Annotated in this window: 20 protein-coding genes and 1 pseudogene; 14 read left to right on the forward strand and 7 right to left on the reverse strand. The window is 74.0% G+C overall.

What is annotated here, in order from left to right; translation table 11 throughout:
• Positions 1 to 95 precede the first annotated feature (95 nt).
• The gene (locus ACWEQL_RS21720; RefSeq protein WP_452151924.1) at positions 96 to 854 is read right to left on the reverse strand and encodes an SDR family oxidoreductase; all 759 of its coding nucleotides are present in this window, start codon (positions 852 to 854) and stop codon (positions 96 to 98) included.
• A 221-nt stretch (positions 855 to 1,075) separates the two neighbouring features.
• On the opposite strand from ACWEQL_RS21720, the gene ACWEQL_RS21725 reads away from it, so the two are divergent.
• The 4 genes from ACWEQL_RS21725 (at position 1,076) to ACWEQL_RS21740 (ending at position 6,974) form a co-directional block, all read left to right on the forward strand.
• Entirely contained in the window at positions 1,076 to 1,711 is a 636-nt protein-coding gene (locus ACWEQL_RS21725; protein ID WP_452151925.1) for a TetR/AcrR family transcriptional regulator, read from the forward strand.
• A 147-nt stretch (positions 1,712 to 1,858) separates the two neighbouring features.
• The gene (locus ACWEQL_RS21730; RefSeq protein WP_452151926.1) at positions 1,859 to 2,455 is read left to right on the forward strand and encodes a GNAT family N-acetyltransferase; all 597 of its coding nucleotides are present in this window, start codon (positions 1,859 to 1,861) and stop codon (positions 2,453 to 2,455) included.
• A gap of 274 nt (positions 2,456 to 2,729) precedes the next feature.
• Positions 2,730 to 4,457 (forward strand): glycosyltransferase family 2 protein, encoded by a 1,728-nt coding sequence (locus ACWEQL_RS21735; protein WP_452151927.1) that lies wholly within the window; start codon positions 2,730 to 2,732, stop codon positions 4,455 to 4,457.
• Between the two features lie 186 nt (positions 4,458 to 4,643).
• A complete protein-coding gene (locus tag ACWEQL_RS21740; protein ID WP_452151928.1) occupies positions 4,644 to 6,974 on the forward strand; it encodes an acyltransferase family protein in 2,331 nt (776 codons plus the stop codon).
• Positions 6,975 to 7,181: 207 nt separating this feature from the next.
• On the opposite strand, the gene ACWEQL_RS21745 is transcribed toward ACWEQL_RS21740, so the two are convergent.
• The gene (locus ACWEQL_RS21745) at positions 7,182 to 7,940 is read right to left on the reverse strand and encodes a hypothetical protein (RefSeq protein ID WP_452151929.1); all 759 of its coding nucleotides are present in this window, start codon (positions 7,938 to 7,940) and stop codon (positions 7,182 to 7,184) included.
• Between the two features lie 154 nt (positions 7,941 to 8,094).
• Here ACWEQL_RS21745 and ACWEQL_RS21750 point away from each other — a divergent pair, with 154 nt between their 5' ends.
• Together ACWEQL_RS21750 and ACWEQL_RS21755 are read left to right on the forward strand one after the other, a co-directional pair.
• The gene (locus tag ACWEQL_RS21750; protein ID WP_452151930.1) at positions 8,095 to 8,340 is read left to right on the forward strand and encodes a hypothetical protein; all 246 of its coding nucleotides are present in this window, start codon (positions 8,095 to 8,097) and stop codon (positions 8,338 to 8,340) included.
• Positions 8,341 to 8,560: 220 nt separating this feature from the next.
• Positions 8,561 to 9,388: a HEAT repeat domain-containing protein gene (locus tag ACWEQL_RS21755; protein WP_452151931.1), complete on the forward strand. Its 828-nt coding sequence runs from the start codon at positions 8,561 to 8,563 to the stop codon at positions 9,386 to 9,388.
• A gap of 116 nt (positions 9,389 to 9,504) precedes the next feature.
• Here ACWEQL_RS21755 and ACWEQL_RS21760 read toward each other — a convergent pair whose 3' ends face one another.
• From ACWEQL_RS21760 to ACWEQL_RS21770, 3 genes are all read right to left on the reverse strand, one after another.
• Complete coding sequence (locus ACWEQL_RS21760) at positions 9,505 to 10,422, reverse strand: DUF6891 domain-containing protein (protein WP_452151932.1); 918 nt, start codon at positions 10,420 to 10,422, stop codon at positions 9,505 to 9,507.
• Positions 10,423 to 10,552: 130 nt separating this feature from the next.
• Positions 10,553 to 11,092: a YrhB domain-containing protein gene (locus ACWEQL_RS21765; protein ID WP_452151933.1), complete on the reverse strand. Its 540-nt coding sequence runs from the start codon at positions 11,090 to 11,092 to the stop codon at positions 10,553 to 10,555.
• A gap of 107 nt (positions 11,093 to 11,199) precedes the next feature.
• Positions 11,200 to 11,412 (reverse strand): CGNR zinc finger domain-containing protein, encoded by a 213-nt coding sequence (locus ACWEQL_RS21770; RefSeq protein WP_452151934.1) that lies wholly within the window; start codon positions 11,410 to 11,412, stop codon positions 11,200 to 11,202.
• A 138-nt stretch (positions 11,413 to 11,550) separates the two neighbouring features.
• On the opposite strand from ACWEQL_RS21770, the pseudogene ACWEQL_RS21775 reads away from it, so the two are divergent.
• From ACWEQL_RS21775 to ACWEQL_RS21785, 3 genes and pseudogenes are all read left to right on the forward strand, one after another.
• Positions 11,551 to 11,736, forward strand: a pseudogene (locus ACWEQL_RS21775) (alcohol dehydrogenase catalytic domain-containing protein); the annotation flags it as partial.
• 302 nt (positions 11,737 to 12,038) lie between these two features.
• Positions 12,039 to 12,137 carry a zinc-binding dehydrogenase gene (locus tag ACWEQL_RS21780; RefSeq protein WP_452151935.1) on the forward strand — a complete coding sequence of 33 codons (99 nt, stop codon included), beginning with the start codon at positions 12,039 to 12,041 and terminating at the stop codon, positions 12,135 to 12,137.
• A gap of 27 nt (positions 12,138 to 12,164) precedes the next feature.
• Positions 12,165 to 12,953 carry a class I SAM-dependent methyltransferase gene (locus ACWEQL_RS21785; RefSeq protein ID WP_452151936.1) on the forward strand — a complete coding sequence of 263 codons (789 nt, stop codon included), beginning with the start codon at positions 12,165 to 12,167 and terminating at the stop codon, positions 12,951 to 12,953.
• Between the two features lie 54 nt (positions 12,954 to 13,007).
• Here ACWEQL_RS21785 and ACWEQL_RS21790 read toward each other — a convergent pair whose 3' ends face one another.
• A complete protein-coding gene (locus tag ACWEQL_RS21790) occupies positions 13,008 to 15,152 on the reverse strand; it encodes an alpha/beta fold hydrolase (RefSeq protein WP_452151937.1) in 2,145 nt (714 codons plus the stop codon).
• Between the two features lie 307 nt (positions 15,153 to 15,459).
• Positions 15,460 to 16,035: a TetR/AcrR family transcriptional regulator gene (locus tag ACWEQL_RS21795; RefSeq protein WP_452151938.1), complete on the reverse strand. Its 576-nt coding sequence runs from the start codon at positions 16,033 to 16,035 to the stop codon at positions 15,460 to 15,462.
• A gap of 692 nt (positions 16,036 to 16,727) precedes the next feature.
• Here ACWEQL_RS21795 and ACWEQL_RS21800 point away from each other — a divergent pair.
• The 5 genes from ACWEQL_RS21800 to ACWEQL_RS21820 all read left to right on the forward strand — a co-directional run bounded on the left by ACWEQL_RS21800 (position 16,728) and on the right by ACWEQL_RS21820 (position 21,108).
• Positions 16,728 to 17,132, forward strand: a complete 405-nt coding sequence (locus tag ACWEQL_RS21800) for a hypothetical protein (RefSeq protein ID WP_452151939.1) — start codon at positions 16,728 to 16,730, stop codon at positions 17,130 to 17,132.
• A gap of 192 nt (positions 17,133 to 17,324) precedes the next feature.
• A complete protein-coding gene (locus ACWEQL_RS21805) occupies positions 17,325 to 17,756 on the forward strand; it encodes a nuclear transport factor 2 family protein (RefSeq protein WP_452151940.1) in 432 nt (143 codons plus the stop codon).
• 31 nt (positions 17,757 to 17,787) lie between these two features.
• Positions 17,788 to 18,204 carry a GNAT family N-acetyltransferase gene (locus ACWEQL_RS21810; RefSeq protein ID WP_452151941.1) on the forward strand — a complete coding sequence of 139 codons (417 nt, stop codon included), beginning with the start codon at positions 17,788 to 17,790 and terminating at the stop codon, positions 18,202 to 18,204.
• A 343-nt stretch (positions 18,205 to 18,547) separates the two neighbouring features.
• Positions 18,548 to 20,800, forward strand: coding sequence for an Hsp70 family protein (locus tag ACWEQL_RS21815; RefSeq protein ID WP_452151942.1), 2,253 nt, complete (start codon positions 18,548 to 18,550; stop codon positions 20,798 to 20,800).
• The gene (locus ACWEQL_RS21820; RefSeq protein ID WP_452151943.1) at positions 20,800 to 21,108 is read left to right on the forward strand and encodes a hypothetical protein; all 309 of its coding nucleotides are present in this window, start codon (positions 20,800 to 20,802) and stop codon (positions 21,106 to 21,108) included. Before ACWEQL_RS21815 ends, ACWEQL_RS21820 begins: the two co-directional genes overlap by 1 nt.
• Positions 21,109 to 21,349: the final 241 nt, after the last annotated feature.

Consider the following 21,349-nt stretch of genomic DNA (forward strand, 5'->3'; position numbering starts at 1 on the left):
GGGTCCGCCTGCCGGGGCCGGGGCGGGGGCTGGACGGTGGACGGGCTCGGGGGCGGGCCCGTCGGCGGAACTGGCCGGTTCCGGGGCGCTCCCGCTCACAGGCCGCCGCCCAGGGTGACGCCGCCGTCCACCACCAGGGTCTGCCCGGTGACCCAGCCGGCGTCCTCGGAGAGCAGGAAGGCGACCGCGCCCGCGACGTCCTCCGGCACGCCGAGCCGGCGCAGCGGGTAGGCGGCGGCGACCTGCTCCTCCCGGCCCTCGTACAGGGCCTCGGCGAAGCGGGTCTTGACCACGGCGGGCGCGACCGCGTTCACCCGGATGCCCTGCGGGCCGAGCTCGGCGGCGAGTTCGGTGGTCAGCCGGATCAGGGCCGCCTTGCTGACCCCGTACAGGCCGATGCCGAGGGAGGCGCGCAGGCCGGCGACGGAGGCGACGTTGACCACCGAGCCGCCGTGCTCGCCCATCCAGGCCCCGTGCGCGCGGCGGGTCCAGGCCAGCGGGGCGAGCACGTTGACGGCGAGGATCTTGGCGGCGGCGGCCTCGTCGGTGTCCACCACCGGGCCGTAGACCGGGTTGATGCCGGTGTTGTTGACCAGGTGATCCAGCCGTCCGAAGGCCTCGACGGTACGGGCGACGGCCTCCTCCTGGTGGGCCGGGTCGTCGGCCTTGCCGGCCACGCCGATGGCGACCTCCGGGCCGCCGAGGTCGCGGACGGCCTCGGCCAGCGGTTCGGGGTTGCGCGCGGTGAGGCAGACCCGGGCGCCGCGGGCGACCAGTTCCCGCGCGATTCCCAGGCCGATGCCACGGCTGGAGCCGGTGATCACGGCCACCCGGCCCTTGAACGAGTGCACCACGGAGGGTCCTTCCCGGTGGGTCGTGCGACGGCACGACGCGGTCCCGGTCCCGGCGGTGCCGGCGGGCGGGACGGCCCGCCACGGGACGGGTGGCAGGCCGGTCCGCCGCCGGACCGGGAACCGGGTTGACTAAGCGCTTGCTCAGCATGCTGTCGGTGCGCGACCCTGTCAACAGTCCGCGGGCCGGATGCCCGTACGAGCCGTCTGGGAGGATGGCGCCCATGACCAGCAAGCCCATCGCCGACCTCGGGCCCCTCCTGACCGGAGGCGCCGGCGCCGACCCCCGCCCGGAGGCGGCCCGACGGCTGCTCCAGGCCGCCGTGGAGTCCTTCGCCGAGCGCGGCTTCCACGCCACCACCACCCGCGACATCGCCACCGCCGCCGGGATGAGCCCCGCCGCGCTCTACATCCACTACCCCTCCAAGGCCGCGCTCCTGGCCGAGATCAGCCGGGCCGGCCACGCGGCCACCCTGTCGCTGGTCCGCGAGGCCGTGGCCGGCGAGGGCGACGCGGTCGAGCGGATGCGGCGGCTGGTGGAGGGCTTCACCTGCTGGCACGCCCGCGGCCGCACCGTCGGCCGGGTGGTCAACTACGAGCTGCACGCGCTGCCGGCCGAGGACTACGCGGTGGTCGCCGCGCTGCGCCTGGAGATCGAGCGCGAGGTCACCACGGTCATCGAACAGGGCGTCGCGAAGGGCCTGTTCCAGGTCGCCGAGGTGCGGACGGCCGCGCGCGCGGTCACCTCGCTGGGCATCGACGTGGTCCGCTGGTACACCGACCGCAGCACCGAGTCCCCGGAGGAGCTCGGCAGGCGCTACGGCGAGCTGGTGCTGCGCATGCTGGGGGCGCGGATCTGAGGGACGCGGATCTGAGAGGCGCGGACCGGCGGGGTACGGACCGGCGGGGCGTGGGAGCGGCCCGATCGGCAGCCGCGCGACCGTCCTGTGGCACGATGCGTAAGGGCCGACGCACCAGGTCGCCCCTGTCGCCGAACGGAGATCGCCATGACCGCCCCGCTTGCGTTCCGCAACGCCACCCCGGCCGATGTGCCGGCCCTGGTCGAGCTCGTCGAGTCCGCCTACCGGGGCGAGAGCAGCCGTGACGGCTGGACCACCGAGGCGGACCTCCTGGGCGGCCGGCGCACCGACGCCGAGGGCGTCACCACCGCGCTCACCCACCCGGACGGCATCGTGCTGCTCGCCGAGCGGGACGGCGAACTGCTCGCCTGCTGCCAGCTGGAGCACCGCGGCGAGCACGCCTACTTCGGCATGTTCTCCGTCCGCCCCGGCCGCCAGGGCGGCGGTCTCGGCCGGGCCGTGCTGGCCGAGGCCGAGCGCATCGCGGCCGAGGAGTGGGGCACGACCCGGCTGGAGATGAGCGTCATCGAGCAGCGCGCCGAGCTGATCGCCTGGTACGAGCGCCGGGGCTTCCACCGCACCGGCGTCTACTCGCCCTTCCCGTACGGCGACGAGCGCTTCGGCATCCCGCTCCGCCCCGACCTGCGCTTCGAGACCCTGGCCAAGACGCTGGACAGGACGCTGGACAAGGCGTCGGCCGGGGCGCCGGACGCCACGTCGGACGGTGTGCTGGACAACGCCTGACCCCTGCGGATGCCCGTGAGGGGGTACGGGACCGGGCGCTCCCCGTGGCGCACTTCGGGGGGTCCGACGTGGTGTCAGCCTGCCACGGGGGTGCGGCGGTTGCCCGGTCCTGACCATCATGTGAGATGTTCCGGATCTTGTTGACTTCGCGTCAATTACTTGACCTGCGATGATCCGGAAGCGTCATACCTCGTTCACGATTGGTCTAGGCCATTGTGAGAGGCTGGCGGCGAACGGACAGTTCTCCGTCACAGCCCAGGGGGGCCACTTCCGCATGCCCGTACTCCATGGCACCGCCATGCCGTCCGCCGAGGCCGGTCCGCTCCGCACGTTCGCGGGCGGACCGGGCCGACTGCCCGGTCCACCCGACGACCAGGAGCTCTACTGGTACTTCGGCCCGCAGCGCCGCTGGGTGCTGCTCTGCGCCACCCTCTCGTACGCCGGCGCCACCGCGACGCTCGGCCTGTTCGCGCTCAGCCGGCCGCTGCTGTGGCCGTTCCTGGCGCTGACCGTGCTCAACGCCGTCACCTGGCTGCTGTCGATCACCGACGGCCAGCGTGCCCGCCGCTTCACCCGCGACTCGCACGACCTGCTGGTCGGCGCCTGGCGGCCCGCCCGCCACCCCGGCGTCGACCTGCTGCTGCCGACCTGCGGCGAACCGCTCGCCGTCCTCGACAACGCCTACCGCCACGCCGCCGCCGTCCGCTGGCCCGGCGCGCTCACCGTCCTGGTGCTCGACGACGCCGCCCGCCCCGAGGTGCGCGAACTCGCCGAGTCGTACGGCTTCGAGTACCGCGCCCGGCCCGACCGGGGCCGCTTCAAGAAGGCCGGCAACCTCAACCACGGCCTCGCCGAGGGCACCGGCGACATCATCGCCGTCCTGGACGCCGACTTCTGCCCGCGCCCGGACTTCCTGCACCACCTGGTGCCCTACCTCGACAACCCCGAGGTCGGCATCGTGCAGAGCCCGCAGTGCTTCGACACCGACCCCGACATGTCCTGGCTGGAGCGGGCCGCCGGAGCCACCCAGGAGATCTTCTACCGCTGGATCCAGCCCTCCCGGGACGCCCAGGACGGCACCGTCTGCTGCGGCACCAACGCGCTCTACCGCCGCGCCGCCCTCGAACGGGTCGGCGGCTTCGCCGAGATCGACCACAGCGAGGACCTCTACACCGGCCTCTCGCTCGCCCGGGCCGGCTGGTCCACCCGCTACGTGCCCGCACTGGTCGCCAAGGGCCTGTCACCCACCGGCCTGCCGGCCTTCATCAGCCAGCAGTACCGCTGGTGCCTCGGCTCGCTGGCCCTGCTGGGCGACCCCGGCTTCCGGCGCGGCCCGCTGCCCCGCTCGGCCCGGCTCTGCTTCTGGAACGGCATCCTCGGCTACGTCACCAGCGCGGTGAACGTGTTCGCCATCCCGCTGCCGGCCCTGATCATGCTGTTCTTCCGGCCCACCGAGATCGAACCCTGGCAGGTCCTGCCCTTCCTGCCGCCCATCTGGGTCGCCCTGGTGCTGCTGCCCGCGATGTCCCGCACCCGCTGGCGCTTCGAGGTCACCCGGGTCCAACTCCTCGGCGGGCTCTGCCACATCGTCGCCATCGCGCACGCGCTGCGCCGGCGCAGCGCCGACTGGGTGCCCACCGGCGCGGTCTCCGGCCGCAGTTCGCTCGCGCGGACGGTCGGCCGGATCGGCGTGGGCTGGCTCACGCTCGTGCTGCTCGCCGGCGTCGCCGGCCTGGTCCGCGCGATCGCACTGTACGGCTGGCAGCCGTACTGGGCGCTCACCCTGCTGCTCTCGCTGAGCGCCTACACGATGATCCCGCTGATCCGTTCCCTGTGGCCGCTGGTGCGCGGCGGCGACGACGCCGCCGTGGCCGAGGTCGCCCCGCCTGCCCGGCGCACCTCCGACCTGCGCTTCGGTCACGCTGAAGCGGTCGCGGTGACCGCCGTCCTGCTGCTCTGCGGGCTGCTCGCCTCCGGGTGGGCCGATCCGATGTTCTTCTGACGTCGCGTCGGTTTCCGTGTAGTTCCGTAGTTCCGTAGTTCCGGCTTCGTGCAGTTCCCCTTTCACGCAGTTCCCCTCGCTCCACCCTTCCTTGCGCGTCGCCCCACCGGCGCGGACCCGCCGCCCGGCCGCCCCATCGGCCCGGCGGTCCCACCACCGCAGCCAGCCCTTGCAAGGAGCACCGCCGTGTCAACGGCCGTACCGCCGAACGCCCTCAGCGGCTCCGGCGCACCGGATCCCGTCCGCGGGTCCGCCACCACCGATTCCCCCGGCGTCATCACCGACTCCCCGGATCCCGCCGCCGAATCCCCCGGCTCATATGCCGATTCGGCCGACTCACATGCCGATTCGCCCGGCTCGGCCGCCGACAGCGCCCTGGTCGTGCTCGGCAGGCCCGTGAGCACCCCGGCGGTCGACCGCCCGTCCGCGAAGGCGCCCGCCACGACCGGGCGGCCGTCTGAACGGGCCGCCTTCCGCCCCGACATCGAAGGCCTGCGCGGCATCGCCGTGCTGGCCGTCCTCGCCTTCCACGCGTCCGTCCCCGGGTTCACCGGCGGCTACGTCGGCGTGGACGTCTTCTTCGTCATCTCCGGCTTCCTGATCACCGGCCTGCTGCTCGCCCGGCCCATCGGCCTGTGGGACTTCGCCGCCCGCCGGGCCCGCCGCATCCTGCCCGCCGCCGCCGTCGTCCTGGTCGCCACCGCGCTGGCCGGCGGCCTGCTGCTGGACCCGCTGCGCGGCACCGACCTCGCACGCGACCTGGTCGCCGCCGCCGGGCAGTTCGCCAACTGGCGGTTCGTCGGCCAGCAGACCGACTACCTCGCCGCCGAACGCGACCCCAGCCCGCTCCAGCACTTCTGGTCGCTGGGCGTGGAGAACCAGTTCTACCTGCTCTGGGGCGTCCTGCTGCTCGGCATCGCCCGGCTGCTCACCGGCCGCCGCCGCACCGCCGTCATCACGGTGGCCACCGTGGCCGTGGGCGTCGGCTCGCTGCTGCTCTGCCTGCGCTGGACGGCCACCTCCGCGCCGTTCGCCTACTTCTCCACCGCCAGCCGGCTGTGGGAGTTCGCCGTCGGCGCCTGCGCCGCCCTCGCCGGTACGGCACTCGCCCGCCGGTTCTCCCGGGCGGGGCAGCCGTCCGGTGAGCTGGTCCGGGTGGCCGGACAGGTGACCGGATCGGCCGGGTGGGTGAGCGGATCGCTCGGTTGGACGCTGCGGCTGCTCGGCTGGGCCGGCGCCGCGGCGGTCGCGTACGCCGTGTTCGCGTACGACCGCGACACCCCGTTCCCCGGCAGCGCCGCCCTGCTGCCCGTCCTCGGCACCGGCGCGCTGCTGCTGGCCGGCCCCGCCCACCGTGCGCTCGGCGCGACCGACGCGGGCCGACTGCTCGCCACCCGCCCGCTGCGGGCGGCCGGCCGCCTCTCGTACGCGTGGTACCTGTGGCACTGGCCGGTGCTGACCATCGCCCAGGCCCGGTACGGCGCGCTGCCGTGGCCCTCGCTGGTCGCGCTCACCGCCGCGAGCGCCGTACCGGCCTGGCTCACCCTGCGGCTGGTCGAGCAGCCGCTGCGGTACGGCAGCAGCCCGGCGCCGCGCCGGGGGCTCGCGGTCGGCGCGAGCGCCCTGGTCTTCCCGCTGATCGCCGGGCTGACCCTGGGCGGCGGCACCGTCCGGGCACTGGGCGACGCCGGGGCGCCGGTGATCGTGCCCGCCGGGGCCGTCGACGGCCCCGACCTGCTGGCCCCCGGCACCCGCGTGCTGGGCCTCACCCCCTCGCTGGCCCGGGCGCGCGAGGACTTCCCGCCCGGCCGGGGCTGCGAGATCCCGCTGCAGACCGACCGCAGCCCCCGGTGCCTCTTCGGCAACGAGCAGAGCCCCGACCGCATCGTGCTGATCGGCGACTCGCACGCCGGCCAGTGGATCTCCGGCGTGCTGGAGCTCGCCGAGCAGCGCGGCTGGGCGCTGGAGGTGCTGGTCAAGCCGGGCTGCCCGCTGGCCACCCTGACCGTGCGCAACAACGTCCTCGGCCGCACCTTCGAGGAGTGCGACCGCTGGCGCGAGAACACCTTCACCCGCCTGGCCACCGGCCCCCGTCCCCGGCTGATCGTGATGGCCGGGCTCAACCGCTACGGCGGCCAGGACGAGCGCGCCGAGGGCTGGACCAGGACCCTCGACCGGCTCACCGCGGTCGGCGCCCCGCTCGCCTACCTCGGGGACACACCGATGCCGGGCAAGGACATCCCGACCTGCCTCGCCGCCTCGGACGGCCGTTCGGACGCCTGCTTCTTCCCGCGCGAGACGGCCTTCGAACGCGATCCGCTGCTGGAGGGCGGGCTCGCCGAGCGCTACGGCGTCCGGGTGCTGAACCTCGGCCCGCTGCTCTGCCCCGGCACCGGCCCGGACTGCCCGGCCGTCCTCCAGGGCGTGGTCCTCTACCGGGACACCGGGCACATCACGGACACCCTGGCCCGGGTCCTCGCGCCGCGGCTCGACCGGGGGCTGATGGGGGCGGGGTGAGGTATCCGGCGCGGGGTGTGCGGGGTTCGGCCCCGGACTCCGCCGTGGAGGCCGCTCTGGAGTCGCTCCGGGGTTCGCTCCGGGCTCCGTTCCCGGTTCCGCTCCCGGCTCCGCTTCCGGGCTCCGCTCCCGGCTCCGCTTCCGGGCTCCGCTCCCGGCTCCGCTTCCGGGCTCCGCTCCCGGCTCCGCTCCCGGCTCCGCTTCGGTTCAGCCGTAGATGCTGTGGCAGAGCCTCGCCTGCTCGGAGCCGGCCGGCCAGCGTCCGAGGCGTTCCGCCTGGTCGCAGAGGGTGCCCGTGCCCGTCAGCGTGCCCGATCCGGCGCCGGGCACCCCCGCCCCCGGGTTCGGCGCCGGGGCCGGGCCGCCCTGGCCTGGCCGTCCCGCCGTCCCCGACCCGGATCCGCCGGAGGCCGCGCCGGCCGCCCGGGAGGGGGCGGGGCGTGCCGGCCGGACGGTCTTCGGGCGGGCGGTCGCGCCGCCTTCGGCGTCCGTGGCCGCTTCGGCCGCCGCTGGCGCCGCTTCCGTCGGGGTGTCCGCGGGCGCCGGGGTCGCCGGTGCCGGCGGGGCTTCCGCGGAGGCGGCCGGGGCGGGCGTCGTCCCGGGCGCCGCGGGATCGACCGACGCGGTCTCGGCCGACGGCGGTGGCACCGGCATCGGAGTCGGCGCGGTGGGCGAGGCCTCCGGCACCGCGATCAGTTCGCCGTACTCGTCCTCCCCACCCGTCCCGCAGGTCACCAGGATGGCGGCCAGCGACACCGCCAGCCCGCCGGCCGCCAGCCACCGGACCCTCCGGCGCCGCCGGACCCCGTTCGAGGGAGCCGTCGCGGGCGGGGGCGCGGCGATCGGCGGCAGGAACGGCGGTCGTCCGGTGCCCGGGGGAGGCGTCTGCTCCGGTCCCGGAACCTGCGGCGGTTGGGCCTGCTGCGGCACCCGTACGTGCTCCGGCCACTGCCACTGCCCGCTCATCGTTCCGCCCTCCGCCGTCCCCGAACCGTCGGCGTGTTCAACGAGTGCCCCGCCGCCGGGACATGACCCGAAGGAGGGACCGTCGCGTACGGGGTTGTCCGCTGCCTGCCACAGCCCGCGTGCGGACCCCGGCGGTCCGTCACATCCTGGGGACATGGCAACCGACAGCAGTCCCGACAGCGGCCCCGACACCCCCCTGGTGGACGTCGCCGAGTTCCGCACCGACAGCCGCTACCGGCTGGTCCACTTCGCGGGCCACGGCTGGGAGCCCCTGGCCCCGGAGGAGTTCGAACCCCGGATCCGCCAGCTCTTCCCCGACCTCGACCCCCACGACCCGGACCGCGTCCGTTGGGCCGACCGCCCCTGGGAGTGGCCCGCCTGGCACCCGGGCGAGGCCTGACCCGGTTCCCGTTGTGCCGGGTTTCCGTGGCGGCGCGGCACCGTGGCTCTGCGGCTCTGCGGCTCTGCGGCACTGTGGCGGGCGGGTTTCCGACTGCGGGCGTGCGCTCCGGGCGTGGGCTCCCGGCCGCGGGCGTGCGCTCCGGGGTCGGCACGCGGGTTCCGGGGATGTCGGTCGGGGTGTGTAGCGTACGGGTGTGCCGGAGGACGATGGATCCGCAGTGTCGGAGCGTGCGGAGCTGCTGCGTGCGCTGGACGAGTTGGACGCGGCGCTGGCCGGCGGTCCCGAACGCGGTCCCGGCGCCCGCCGCCGGTTCGAACCCCTGGTGACGCGACTGCGGACACCGGCGGCCGCTTTCCTCCGACCCGAACTGGAGCGTCGACTCGCCGACCACGTCGAGGCGGCCGACCCGTTCGCCCGGGACCGGATCGCCCATGCCCTGGCGGGCGCCTGCGGTGAGGCCGCCCTGCCCGCCCTGCTGCGCGCGAGCGTGGACGCCCGCAACGAGGACGGCGACACCCTGGAGTCCGATCTCCTCGAACTGTTCGACGCCTGGCCCGAGTCGGCACACCGGCTGCTGCTCGGTTGTGTGGCCTCGGAGGACCCCGGGACGAGGCAGCTCGGTCTGCACGGCCTGAGCCTCACCGATTTCGGAGGGGCCCGGTACTTCGATCTCGTCGCCGGCGCGGCCGCCGACCCGGCACCCCGCGTGCGCGCCGAGGTGATGAGCACCCTCGGCAGCATCTTCGGGGCCGGGGATCCCCCACGTGCCCGAGCCGTCCTGATCGCCGGCGCCGACGATCCCGCCCCGGTGGTGCGACGGGCCGCCGTGGGAGCCCTCGGTCACGAGCACGACCAGGAGGTCACCGCCCTGCTGGTGTCCCGCACCGAGGACGCCGACCACCGGGTCCGCTTCACGGCGGCCTGGGCACTGGCCCGCCGCCCCGGCCCGGTGGTACGCGCCGCGCTGGAACGGCTCACCACCGATGAGGACGCGGACGTCCGTGAGGCCGCCCGCACCGTCCTGGCGCTGGCGGCCACCGTGTGACCCTGCGTGACCGCTGCACCCGGCGCCTCGTCCTGAAGCGGTTCGTCCTGAAGCACCCCGTCCCGAAGCGGTTCGTCCTGAATCGGTTCGTTCTGAAGCGCCTCGGCCGTCGGTCGCTAGCCGACCAGGCGGCGGCGCCAGTTCAGGGGCGTGACGGTGACGGCCCGGCCGGGGTCGCCGTCCCATTCGGTCCGCAGGCCGGCCGCTTCGAGCGCGGCCACCACCTTGTGACCGACGGCCGCGGTGGTCCCGGAGGAGCCGTCGAAGCCGCCGAAAAGGAGCGTCAGCCCGTGACCGGCCGCGGCGGAGTCCGTGCACTGGGTGTGGAAGTAGACGAATCCGCGCGCGTCGGGCCCGCCTTCACCGCCGATCTCGGCCTGGCCACAGCTACGGCAGCAGGTGAAGTTCTCGCGGGCGGTGATACCGGCCGCCCGCAGGGCGGCGAACGCGCGGGTGAGCCGTTCGGGGTCGGTCTCACCCCGCCAGGTGGCCTGCTCGGCGACGCGCTCCAGCCACAACCGGTCGGCCAGTGCCTCCGCCTGCTCGGGCGAGACGGGCCGACGGTCCTCGGTCACCAGGTACTCCTCGGCGAGCTCGGCCAGTTCGGCGCGGGTGGCGTAGCCGCCGACCAGCACCTCGCGGACGCGCTCCTCCAACGCCTCGCGCTCCTCCTCGTCGAGGTCGAGCGGCGGCACCTCGTCGGCCGGCCCCATGTCCAGCGGCGACCAGGCCAGGCCGGCGTCCCAACCGGCCTCCTGGCGGGCCCAGCCGGTCATCGCCGCGATCACGCCCCCGGGCCCGTCCACCATCACCTGGAAATGCCGGTCGGCGGCACCGTCGCGGTGCTCCAGGGTGTAGTCGCCACCCGCCTCGTGCCAGACCTGGACGAAGACGTCGGGCAGGTCGGGTATCCGCTGGACGACCAGGAACCGGTCACCGTCGTGTCCGATCTGCCGCACCAGTCCGTCCAGTTCCCCGGCGGACACGCGAACGTGCCGGCCCCCGCCCTCTGTCCTCACCACGATCTCGAGCATGCGCAGACTCTGACACACCCCACTGACAACGGGAGGGACAGCGGATGTCCCCGGCGCCTTCGCCGGTCCGCCGACGGTTTGCCGCATGGTCGGCCCGCTTCCGGCCCGCTTCCGGCCCGCCTCCGGGCCGCTACCGGGCGGGGCCGGCCAGGGTGCTGATGGGCAGCGGAGGACACGGGTCCGGCGTCCGGGTGAGGCCCAGCAGGTCCTTCGGAGGTTCCTTTCCGTCCCGGACGGCCATGACGTACGCCTTCGCCTGCTGCGGCCCCAACAGCGGTGCCTCCCTACGGAGGTGGCGCATCGCGGCCATCGTCCCGTCGGACCGGAGGAGCGCCCGGGCGGCCGCGATCAGCGGATCGGGCGGTCGGACCCCCTTGATCTGCTGGAGGTAGAGGTCCGCCCAGTCGGGGCGGACGAACGTGGTGACCGGGATGTGGTGGATGCTCCCGTCCTGCCGGTCCACCAGATAGGGCCCGTGGCCCACCAGCATCGTCTCGAAGCCGCCGCCGCGGACGTACTCCACCGACTGCCAGGTGACCAGCCACCCGAGGGCGTGCTCCTGGACATCGAGGACGGCCACCTCGGGCCCCCGCGCCATCCACGGAGACTCCTGCCGCTGTCTCGACAGCAGGGCCTCGACCAGCTCCACGGCGCGTTCCTCGGTGACCACGTTCCCATCCTGCACCGGGGCGCAACCGGGTTTCGCCCCGGGCCGTACCGCCCGTATCGCCCGTATCGGGGACGGGGTGGAAGGGGGCGCGCCGCTGGGGGAGCCCCTCATCTCCGGCCGCGGGCGCGGGACCGGTAGCCCGAGACCTTGGCGAGGTTGCCGCAGCGGCCCATGGAGCACCAACAGCGGCGGCGTGCCTGCGAGTCGTCCAGGAAGAGCAGCGAACAGTCCGGGTTCTCGCACTCCTTGACCCGGCCCGGCAGCGGCCCGCTCACCAGCAGGACGGCGTCCCGCGCGACGGCGGACAGGGCGGCCGTCACGGGTTCCCCGGCGAGCCGGTGGAGAGCCGGTTCCCCTTCGGCGATGGCGAGTTGGGGTGCCAGGTCGGGTCCGGCGGCCCCGAGGCGCTGGTCCCGGCGGAACTGCCGGACCCGGTGCCCGGCCCCGTCCAGGTGGTGGTGCGGGTCGCGGCCGCAGGCGTCAACCGCGCCGACGCGTTGGTCCGCGCCGGGGTCTACCACCGGACGGGGCGCCCGCCGCTGATCCCGGGCATCGAGGCGGCCGGCACGGTGGCCGCGCTGGGCGAGGGAGTGACCGGCCTGAGCGTGGGGCAGCCGGTGATGGCGATGGGACCGGCCACGGGCTCCGGCTTCTCCGCCGAACTCGGCGTGACCGCGGCCGAACGGGTGACCCCGCTGCCCGACGGACTCGGACCGGTCGGGGCGGCGGCCCTGCCCTCGGCGTGGTTCACCGCCCGGTACTGCCTGCGCCGACCGGCCCGGGTCACGGAGGACGGGACCGTGGTGGTCCACGCCGTCGCGAGCGGGGTGGGCAGCGCGGCCGTCCAGATCGCCGCCGAGGCCGGTGCGCGGGTCATCGCCCTCGCTACGATCCGCGCCCCGATCCGCGGGAGCTCGCCGAGCGGGCGGCCGCGGGCGTCTTCCGGGTGCCGGTCGAGTCGGTTTTTCCATCGGAACGGGCCGCCGACGCCCATCGGCAGTTGGCACTCCGCAGTAATCGAGGCAAGATCGTATTGACCATCTGATCCGACTGCCCGTCAGGAGCGCGTCCCGTGCACACCCCGGCCAGCAGCACCACCACCGGTAGTGCCCGTACCAACGGCACCGCCGGCAGTACCGACGTCGCGGGTAGTACCGACGTCGGGGTCGGTGTCGACGCCGCGGGCGGTGCCGGCTGTACCGACACCGCGAGTGGTGACGGCTGTATCGACGTCGAGGGCGATGTCGGGAGTGTCGGTCCCGCAGCCGGTACCGCCGGCTACGGCGCCGAGGCGGACAGCCTCGCCGTCCAGTACGAGAGCGTGAGCTTCGCCGAGGTCCACCGGGACGTGCTCCACCTCTTCCCGGCCACCCCGAGCGCGGTGCTCGACATCGGCGCGGGCACCGGCCGGGACGCCGCCGCCCTCGCCGCCCGCGGACACCGGGTGGTCGCCGTCGAACCCACCCCCGAACTGCGGGCCCACGGCCGCCGGTTGCACCCCGACACCGCCATCACCTGGGTCGACGACGCCCTCCCCGAGCTGCCCGTGCTGCGCGGGGAGGGGCGCCGGTTCGACCTGGTGCTGCTGACCGCGGTGTGGATGCACCTCGACGCCGACGAGCGTTCGACCGCGATGGCCGTCATCACCGAACTGCTCGCGCCCGCCGGACGCCTCATCGTCACGCTGCGCCACGGCCCGGTCCCGTCCGGGCGCCGGATGTTCGACGTCCCGGTGGCGGAGACCGTCGAGCTCGGCCGGGCCCACGGCCTGCAGGTCCTGCACCTGGGCCGCCGCGCCGACCTGCACGGGCGGTCCGGCGTCAGCTGGAGCCTGATCGCGCTGGAGCGGTCGGCGGGCTGAGCCGACGGGCCGGCGGCCCGCTCGCCCGGCTGTCCCGGGTGCGGAGGCGGCTGCTCAGGGTGCGGAGACCGACCGCCGGAACTCCATGAGCTCCTCGGCCAGTCGGAGGGGATGGCTGATCTGCAGATGGTGTCCCGCGCCGGGGACGACGGCCACCGACAGCCCGGCGGGGATGTCGGCGGTGAGCGGATCCGACTCGCCCGCCACCACCCGGACCGGCACCGGGCAGCCCCGCAGCAGGCGGGTCAACTCGGCCCGCTCCGCCGGGTGCTGGGCGTCGCGAAGCCGGCGGGCGGTGCGCCGTGCGACGCCCGGCCGGCGCAGTTGGGCCCGCGCACCGGTCAGCGCGTAGTCGGCGTCGGCCTGGGCCTGGGCTTGTGTCTGGGCTTGTGTTTGGGCCTGGGTCTGGGTGTCGGCCAGAACGTCCGGATCCGCCGGTCGGCCGGGCGCCAGCAGGGTCCGTGCCAGCCGTTCCTCGCCGGCGTGGCGCAGGACGGGGGCGAGGAGGGCGGGCGTGCGCACCGGGCGGCCGGGGCGGGGCTGGAGGAAGTACGGCGAGACCAGCACCACGCCCGCCACCCGCTCGGGGTGCGCGGCCGCGTACCGCAGCACGGGCGCCGAACCGGCCGACTGCCCGACCAGCACCGGCCTGGAGTTCACGGGCGCGAGCAGTTCGGCCAGCCAGCGGTCGGGGATGGGGTCCGGGGTGGGCGCGTTCGGGGCTTTCCGGGTGGCCGGGGCGTTCTGCGTGGCCCGGTGCGTGGCCCGGTGCGCGGCTGGGTTCGCGGCCTGGTGCGGGATCGTCGTGGGGGAGGAGCGGCCGAGTCCCGGCAGGTCGGCGCGGAGCACGGCGGTGCTGCCGTGCTCGGCGAGGCGGCGGACGAGGCCCTCCCATGAGTCGGAGTCGACCGGGAGGCCGTGCAGCAGCACGTACTCCGGCTCCTCGCGCTCGCCGATGACGTACGTGCGACTGCCGGCGAGGTTCACGAAGCGACCGGGCGTGGGGCCGGCGCTGCTGGGGGTGCTGCTGCCGGTACTGTTGCTGCTGCCGGTACTGCCCGTGCTGCTGGTGCTGCCCGCGCTGCCCTGCGTACTTCCTCGCGTACTGTCGCCGGTCGCGCCGAACCGCTCGGCCACCAGCCGTTCGGCCCAGAGCCTCAACAGTGGTTCCACGGGGGGTTGGTGGAGGCCGGCGGCCTCTGCGAGGCGGTCGGCGGAGGCGGTGTCGTAGCGGTCCTCGGAGAGGAAGGTGAGCGTCTCCGGGTCGGCCCCGGTCAGCGCGCGCGGCAGTCGCCGTACGACGGCGGGCGGAACCGTCCGGCGCGGCGCCGGTACCCCGAGGTGCTCCGCCACCACGGCGATCAGCCGGGGGAGTTCGGGGGTCGCGGGGTCGAGGACGGTGTGCGCGTGCGCGGGCTCGTCGTCGAACTCCGGCACCGCTGCCAGGAATCGGGCCAGATGGTCGATGGCCACCACCGGCAGGAACGTCCGCGCCGACCCGGGTAGCGCGGGCAGCTTGCCGGTCCACAACTGCCTCACCAGATCGGCCAGTCCGATGTACTGCCCGGCCTCCCCGGTCACCGAGTGGCCGATCACGCTGCTCGGGTTCACCGTGGTGATCGGCACCCCGAGTTGCGCGGCGGTGGCCCGGACGGCGGCGTCGCCGAGCTGCTTCGACGCCTCGTACGCGCCCAGCCTCGTGTACAGCGCGTCCACCTCGGCGTCGGGCAGTGGGTACCGGGGGACGGCACCCTCCGGTCCGTCGCCGACCGCCACCCGGTAGCCGGACAGGTGGACGAGCCTGCGCAGCCGCGGTCGGCCGGCGGCCCAGCGGAGCGTGTGCAGGGCGCCTTCGGTGTTCGCCGCGTGCGCCTCGGCCCGCCCGAGGCCGAAGCGGTAGAGCGCGGCCACGTTGTACACGTCCCGGACCTCGGCGAGGCGCCGGTCGTCGGTGTCGGAGAGCCCGAGGCCGGGCCGCGTGATGTCGGCGTCCACGGTGATCAGTGCACCGTCGTCGACCCCGTGCTCCCGCAGCCAGTGGCGGAGCTCGCCGTCGCGACCGCCGGCCCGGCGGATCCCGGCGGCGACCGGTGTGCCCTGGTCGAGCAGCTCACGGATCAGCCAGCGTCCGATGAATCCGGTGGCGCCCAGGACGAAGGTGTGGGGTGGGGTGGGGGTGGAGGCTGGGGTGGTGCTCATGGGGCGGGTCTCCCTCGTTTTATGTAGACCGATCTGCATATTTTGTGGCGGTGCGTGGGCAGGGCAGGGGCTGAAAGGTAGACCGGTCTACATATTTTTCAGGCAGCCGTCGGACTGGGCGGCGAGGATAAGTAGACCGGTCTGCATATTTTTTGGCGCTGAGAAGGGTGCCCGGCGCCGATGTCCTGCGCCTGGGGCCACCCCGAGTGGGCGGGCCGGCGGAACCGTGGTGTTCTGCGGAGCCGGCCCCGCAGCACCGGGCGGGCGCCCTCGGCCGTACGCCGAACCGCGCTCGCCCGGTGCCGCCTCAGGCGGAGGTGAGCAGCAGCTGCACGGCGTGCGCCGCCTGCTCCAGCGGTACGTGGCTGCGCTGCACCCGGGCCAGCAGCAGCGCCCCCTGGATCTGGGCGAGCACGCGGCCGGAAGCCGCCTCGGCTGCCTCCGGGGAACGGCCCTCCGCCACCAGGCGGTCGGCGATGATGCGCTGCCAACTCCCGTACACCTCGGTGCAGACGCGGCGCAGCTCCTCGTTGCTGCCGGCCACCTCCAGGGCGACGGTCGCGATCGGGCAGCCCTTGGTGAAGCCGGACTCGTCCAGGCGGTCGGCGAACACGTTCATCAGCCGCCGGGCGATGATCGCGGTGCTGAGCCCTTCGCCGACCAGGGACTTGAGCAGGTCCTCGACCTCCTGGCCGGCCTGCGCCAGGGCGGCGGTGACCAGCTGGTCCTTGCCCGCCGGGAAGTGGAAGTACAACGAGCCCCGGGGCGCGCCACTCTCGGCGAGCACCTGGTTCAAACCGGTGCCGAAGTAGCCCTGTGCCTCGATCAGCGTGCGCGTGCCGGCGATCAGGCGGGCGCGCGTCTCCTCACCCTTGACTCCCATGACGGAAACAATAGACCGGCCTACATATTTTTGTCGACGCCGCCTGCCGGACCTCTCCCCGTCCCGGTGCGCCTCCATGACTCAAGACCTCATCAACCTGACTGCTTCGAAGGGGGATTGGCCCCGTCAGATGGGGCGGAGCGCGCACCTCGCTCATCCGGCACTCCGGCAGTGACCGCCCGCAGGAGTTCCGCGCCCACCTCCGCGCCGTCATCAATGCCGACATCCCCTACGGCGCACTCCTTGCGGGCCGGCTGTGCAAGTGGGCACCCTGACCGCCCACCAGGTCCTGATGGCTGGCAACGCTCTCGCCCTCGCCGCCGCCCCCGGGAGCAGGTCATACCCGCGCAGCCGAGCCGTCCTGGCCGCCTTCTTGCGCTCGGGGCGGACCGCCCTCGGCCACGTTCGGCGAGTGATCATCCTGTACGGGGGAGCACAGGGGCGCCGCATAATCGGATCATGGGAACGAGCATCCGGGGATCCGTGGAGTGTCGTGTCTGGCGTGCGGGCCTCGACATCGGGGAGACGGTGTGGCATCCGGCTGTCGAGCTGTCGATGCTCGGCATGACCAGGGACTACCCCGCCTTCGGTTGCCTCTTCGGTGTGCGGGACAACGGTGGGTACTGGCGGGGCCGGTCGCTGCCGGGCGCGGCCTGCCAGCCGATGTCTCGGATCTCGTCCGCGCCGACCACGTGGCCTGGGGCGAGGCGGTGTTCGGTGCCACCTGGCTCGGTTGGGACGAGGTCCTCGCCGTCGACTGGGACGAGCCTGCGATCCCGCGCGCGACCACCATCGCCCGCTACCGGCGGTTGCCGGACGGCGGACCGGAGCTGAGCCACCGCGACGACTGGAGCCGGGGGTTCGCCAGGGCGAGCGGCGTGAACACGCTGACCACCGACCCCAACCGCATCGGTGATCTGTGGGCCGAGGGCACCGAATGGGACGTCGGGACCGCGGTCTTCCGTGCCGAACGCGAGCGACGCCGCGATGCCGTTCCGTCCGACGGGCCCTGGGAGCCCGTCTGGACCGTCATGTGCGCGCTCGCCGGAGTCCACGGTGAGCGGAACGTCCGCCTGGTCGTGTGGTTCGAGGAGTAGGACCGCGGCGCGTGGCCAAGGGCTTGCAGAGGAAGGGGTGTTGCTTCACGGCGTCGGGCTCGTCGATGTGGCGGTCTCATCTCCGATCCGATCCGTGGCCGACTCGCCCTGAAGGCCGGGGGGTGGTCGACCTGTCCGCCGCGCCCGCCTCCTCCCGCCTGCCGGGGGTGCGTCTGGCAGGGGATGTGCCCCATGGAACCGTTGAGGGTGGTGGAGGCGCTGTGGGATCGGGTCCAGGCGCGGGATTGGTACGGTGCCGCCGAGTTGGTCGCGGAGGACACCGTCGTCGAGTGGCCGGTCAGCGGTGAACGCATCGTCGGCGGCAAGAGCTACCTTGCGGTGAACCATGAGTATCCGGAGGGCCGGGCGATCCGCGTGCTGCGGATCGTCGCCGACGACGCCGAGGCGGTCTCCGAGGTCGAGGTCCTGCACGAAGGCGTCGGGGTGTTCCGCGCGGCGTCGTTCTGGACCGGCCGTGACGGACGGATCGTCCGTGGGCGGGAGTACTGGGCGAGCCTCGGCGCCGACCCGCGCCCGGAGTGGCGGGAGCGAATCGGCGCGGGTCCGGCAACCCGCTTGCCGGCCGGTCGCCAGCCGGACCGCGAAACCGGCTCGCACCGGTAGTCGTCGCTTCCGGGGTCGTTAGGATCCTGCGATGACGATTACGTACATGTGGCGCGGCGACTTCGCCGATGGGGAGTTGGACGCACTGCATGCCGCAGGGTTCGGGTACCCGCCGGCCGGGGTGCCGTGGCGGGAACGGGTGGAGCGGCACAGCCTGGGGTGGGTGTGCGCCCGCGTGGACGGTGTCGCGGGTGAGGGCGGCGGGGAGCTGGTGGGCTTCGTCAACGTGGCCTGGGACGGCGGCGGCCACGCCTTCGTGCTGGACACCGTGGTGGACGCCGGCCGGCGGCGGGCCGGTGTCGGTGCGGAGCTGGTCGCGGCGGCCGCCCGCGGGGCCCGGGACGCCGGGTGCGAGTGGTTGCACGTGGACTTCGAGGAGCACCTGAGCCCCTTCTATCTCGACCGCTGCGGCTTTCGTCCCACGGCCGCCGGGCTGCTGCGCCTCTGACGCAGACACGCCCCCCGATCCCCCGGCCCCGCCCCACCCCACCCCGGCACGCGGCCGTGGCGGGCCGTTCACGTCGGCGACACGGTGCGGTCCACTCCCGGTCCGCCCCGCCTTCGACGCTGCCGGGAGTGGCATACCGAACGGACATCCGAGAGGACCCAGTGACTCGTCCGACTTATCTGACAGAGCATCAACATCCTTTCGTGGACCGTCCATTACGACATCGCATCGGTGTCGCCCGGGTGCCGTCGAGTGGCGGAACGCGAAGATCCGGCGCTGCTATCCTCGCCGCACATCCACGCCCGGACCGTTCGGCGGGCTGGGTGCGGTCAGGGGGTGGAGAGTGGCCGAGCCGGTGCTCGTGGTGGACTTCGGAACGTCCTCCTCGGCGGCTGCGGTGGTGCTCGACAGGGGCGAGCGCCTGGTGAAGGAACCGTCGAGCGGGCTGCTGTCCTGGCCTTCGGCGGTCTGTGCGGAGGGTGGCCGGCTGCTGGTCGGTTCGGCGGCCGAGCATCGTAAACGGGCCGAACCCTCGTGCTACCGATCCGAGTTCAAGCGTGACCTCGGTGAACGGGCACCCGTGGTGCTCGGCGACCGGCGGTACGCGGTGTCCGATCTGGTGGCCGCCGTACTGGCGGAGTTCCGCTCGCAGGCCCAGGCCATGATCGGGCGCGGTGTGGACCGTCTGGTGGTGACGGTTCCGGCCTCGTACGGCTCCGTGGACCCCAGGCGCGAGGCGATGCTGCTGGCGGGCGCGACGGCCGGGTTCGCCTCGGTCGAACTGCTGGCCGAGCCGGTGGCCGCCGCGCACGCCACCGTCGCGGGCGAGCAGTTCGCGCCGGGTGAGACGGTGCTGGTGTACGACTTCGGCGGTGGGACGTTCGACACGGCGCTGGTGCGGATCGGGGCGGAGGGTTCGCACACCGTGCTCGGGCACGCGGCGCTGGACGACTGCGGCGGCCGGGACATCGACGCCCTGCTGGCGGGCCGGATCCGTGAGCGCGGCCGCGACTGGCTGGAGCCGCTGCTCGGCGCCGGTGGCGCCGGAGCCCTGCGCGCGCAGCTGGAGCTCGGCGACTTCGTGCGCCGCATCAAGCACCAGCTCACCGAGTCGGTCCAGGTCGAGGACTACCTCACCCCGCTCGGCCCGGCCAGCCGGGTCGCCCGGGACGAACTCGACTCGCTCATCAGTCCGTTGCTCGACCGAACGGTGGCCTGCTGCCAGCAGCTGCTGGCCCGCTGCGGGGTGCGGATCAAGGACGTCGACTCGGTGCTTCTGGTCGGCGGGACGACCCGGATCCCCGCCGTACGGGCGCTGCTGGCAGAGCGGTTGCGGCGGCCGCTGCGGCTGGTGGAGGACCCGGACCTCGCGGTGGTGCACGGCGCCGCCGCCTGGGCCGCCCGCTCCGCCGACCGCCGGCTGAGCCCGATCGAACTGCCCCGTCAAACACGCCCGTTGGCCTGGGGCTTCCCCGCCGAGACGGCGGAGATCGCCAGCTGGTCCATGGTTCCCGGCACCGGCTACCCGGCCGGTGCGACGCTCGGCGCACTGCGATTGCCCGACGGCAGCCTGTGGGAGCTGGCCGCCGACCAACCGGGCACGGTGGTACGGCAACTGGCCGAACCGGGTGCCATGGTCGGCCCCGGCGAGTGGCTGCTCGCCATCGAACCGGTCGGTGCCCCGCCGCCGTTGCCCGGACAGCCCGGCGGGTACCCGGCCGGCTATCCGCCCGTGCCGCCACAGCCGACGGATCACCCGGCCTGGAACGGGCGAACCGGGACGGCGATGCTGGCGCTGCTGGGTGCCGGCGTGCTCGGCTACGGGTTGCTCGGGACCACCCAGGGGACGGACCTGGGGCACGGGGTCTTCATGCTCGGCACGTACGCGGCCGTCGTCGTCCTGGTGGCGTCGGTCGCGGGCGCCGTACGCGGCGCCGTGGGGGTCGTCTGGTCGGCCGTGGGCGCCGGGGTGTTCCTGGCACTGTCGATCACCGGCTGGATCGCGGACGCGTCGTACCTGAGCATGGGTGGATCGAGCGGACCCCCGCGCCGCGAGAGCCAGGAGGTCTACCAGCTGGAGCAGCTCGGTCTGCTGCTGGCCGGGACCGCCCTGATCGCTGTGGCGCTCTCGGTGCGCAGACGGCGCCGAGAGGAGGCGGCGGTCGACTGGTGGGGCTGGCTGGGGGGCCTGCTGGGCGCGACGCTGGCGGCCGGCGCCGAACAGTTCACGTCGGCCTCGTTGGCCTTGGAATCCATGTACGTCAGTGATTACGCCTTCCCGATCGTTCTGCTCGGCTGCCTGTTCGCCGCGGTGGGGGCGGTGCTCGCCGTGCGCGGATCGACCGGCGGCCCGACGGTGCTGATCGGTGCCGGGCTCGGGCTCGGGGTGACGGGGCTGGTGGTCGCCGCCGTCCGGGCCGGGGAGTTCCCGGGCAGTGAGTGGGCCATCGCCGTGGCCGGCACCCTCGCGGCGGCCCTCGGTATGGGCGGGATGGCGTTGGCGGCGGCCCGCGGGGGCCGGGTGTCCGGCCTTCCGGCGGCCAGCTGGTGTGCGCTGCTGTTCGCCGGGCTGGTCGTCGCGAACGGGGTGATGTGATGAACCTCGCGGCAGAATCCTCGCCATGGCTGGTCCGGGACCTCGGTACGGCGGTCCTGGTTCTCAGTGGCCTGCTGGTGCTCGCGGTGGTGTGTCTGCTCGGAGCGGTCCGGGGTTCGGGGCACTCCGCCGGAGCCCGGACCGGGCTGGCCCTGGTGGCCGCCGCCGCGCTCACGGGCGAGGTCCTACTGGTCCTGCACTGGGTGAACGGTGACTACCTGGCGGCCCTCGCCCGGATCCTTCCGTTCGTGCTCGCCGCCGCGGCTGTCGGCTGGGCGGTCCGGTTGGCCCGGCACGGTGCGGGGTGAGCGGCCGGGGCGGCGCGGTCGACGTTTATGCGCGGGCGACGGTGAACGGTGCGGCCACCATTCACCCCACCGTGAATGGTGGCCATGAGGTGAACCGGCGCGCATGCGTGAATGGTGACGGCCTCGGTGATGCTGCGGATTCGTCAACGCTCTCCAACCCGTGAACGCCTTCCAACCCGTGAACGCTTTCCAATCCGCGAACGCTCACCGGTCGGAGAATGCTCACCAACCGGTGAACGCC

This window comes from Kitasatospora sp. NPDC004240 (assembly GCF_053603215.1).

Bases quoted from the DNA above. Each gene is read 5' to 3' on its own strand.
- ACWEQL_RS21810 (WP_452151941.1), top strand. From the start codon at position 17,788: ATGACGATTACGTACATGTGGCGCGGCGACTTCGCCGATGGGGAGTTG.
- ACWEQL_RS21805 (WP_452151940.1), top strand. From the start codon at position 17,325: ATGGAACCGTTGAGGGTGGTGGAGGCGCTGTGGGATCGGGTCCAGGCG.
- ACWEQL_RS21750 (WP_452151930.1), top strand. From the start codon at position 8,095: ATGGCAACCGACAGCAGTCCCGACAGCGGCCCCGACACCCCCCTGGTG.
- ACWEQL_RS21790 (WP_452151937.1), bottom strand. From the start codon at position 15,152: ATGAGCACCACCCCAGCCTCCACCCCCACCCCACCCCACACCTTCGTC.
- ACWEQL_RS21795 (WP_452151938.1), bottom strand. From the start codon at position 16,035: ATGGGAGTCAAGGGTGAGGAGACGCGCGCCCGCCTGATCGCCGGCACG.
- ACWEQL_RS21735 (WP_452151927.1), top strand. From the start codon at position 2,730: ATGCCCGTACTCCATGGCACCGCCATGCCGTCCGCCGAGGCCGGTCCG.
- ACWEQL_RS21745 (WP_452151929.1), bottom strand. From the start codon at position 7,940: ATGAGCGGGCAGTGGCAGTGGCCGGAGCACGTACGGGTGCCGCAGCAG.
- ACWEQL_RS21760 (WP_452151932.1), bottom strand. From the start codon at position 10,422: ATGCTCGAGATCGTGGTGAGGACAGAGGGCGGGGGCCGGCACGTTCGC.
- ACWEQL_RS21730 (WP_452151926.1), top strand. From the start codon at position 1,859: ATGACCGCCCCGCTTGCGTTCCGCAACGCCACCCCGGCCGATGTGCCG.
- ACWEQL_RS21725 (WP_452151925.1), top strand. From the start codon at position 1,076: ATGACCAGCAAGCCCATCGCCGACCTCGGGCCCCTCCTGACCGGAGGC.
- ACWEQL_RS21820 (WP_452151943.1), top strand. From the start codon at position 20,800: ATGAACCTCGCGGCAGAATCCTCGCCATGGCTGGTCCGGGACCTCGGT.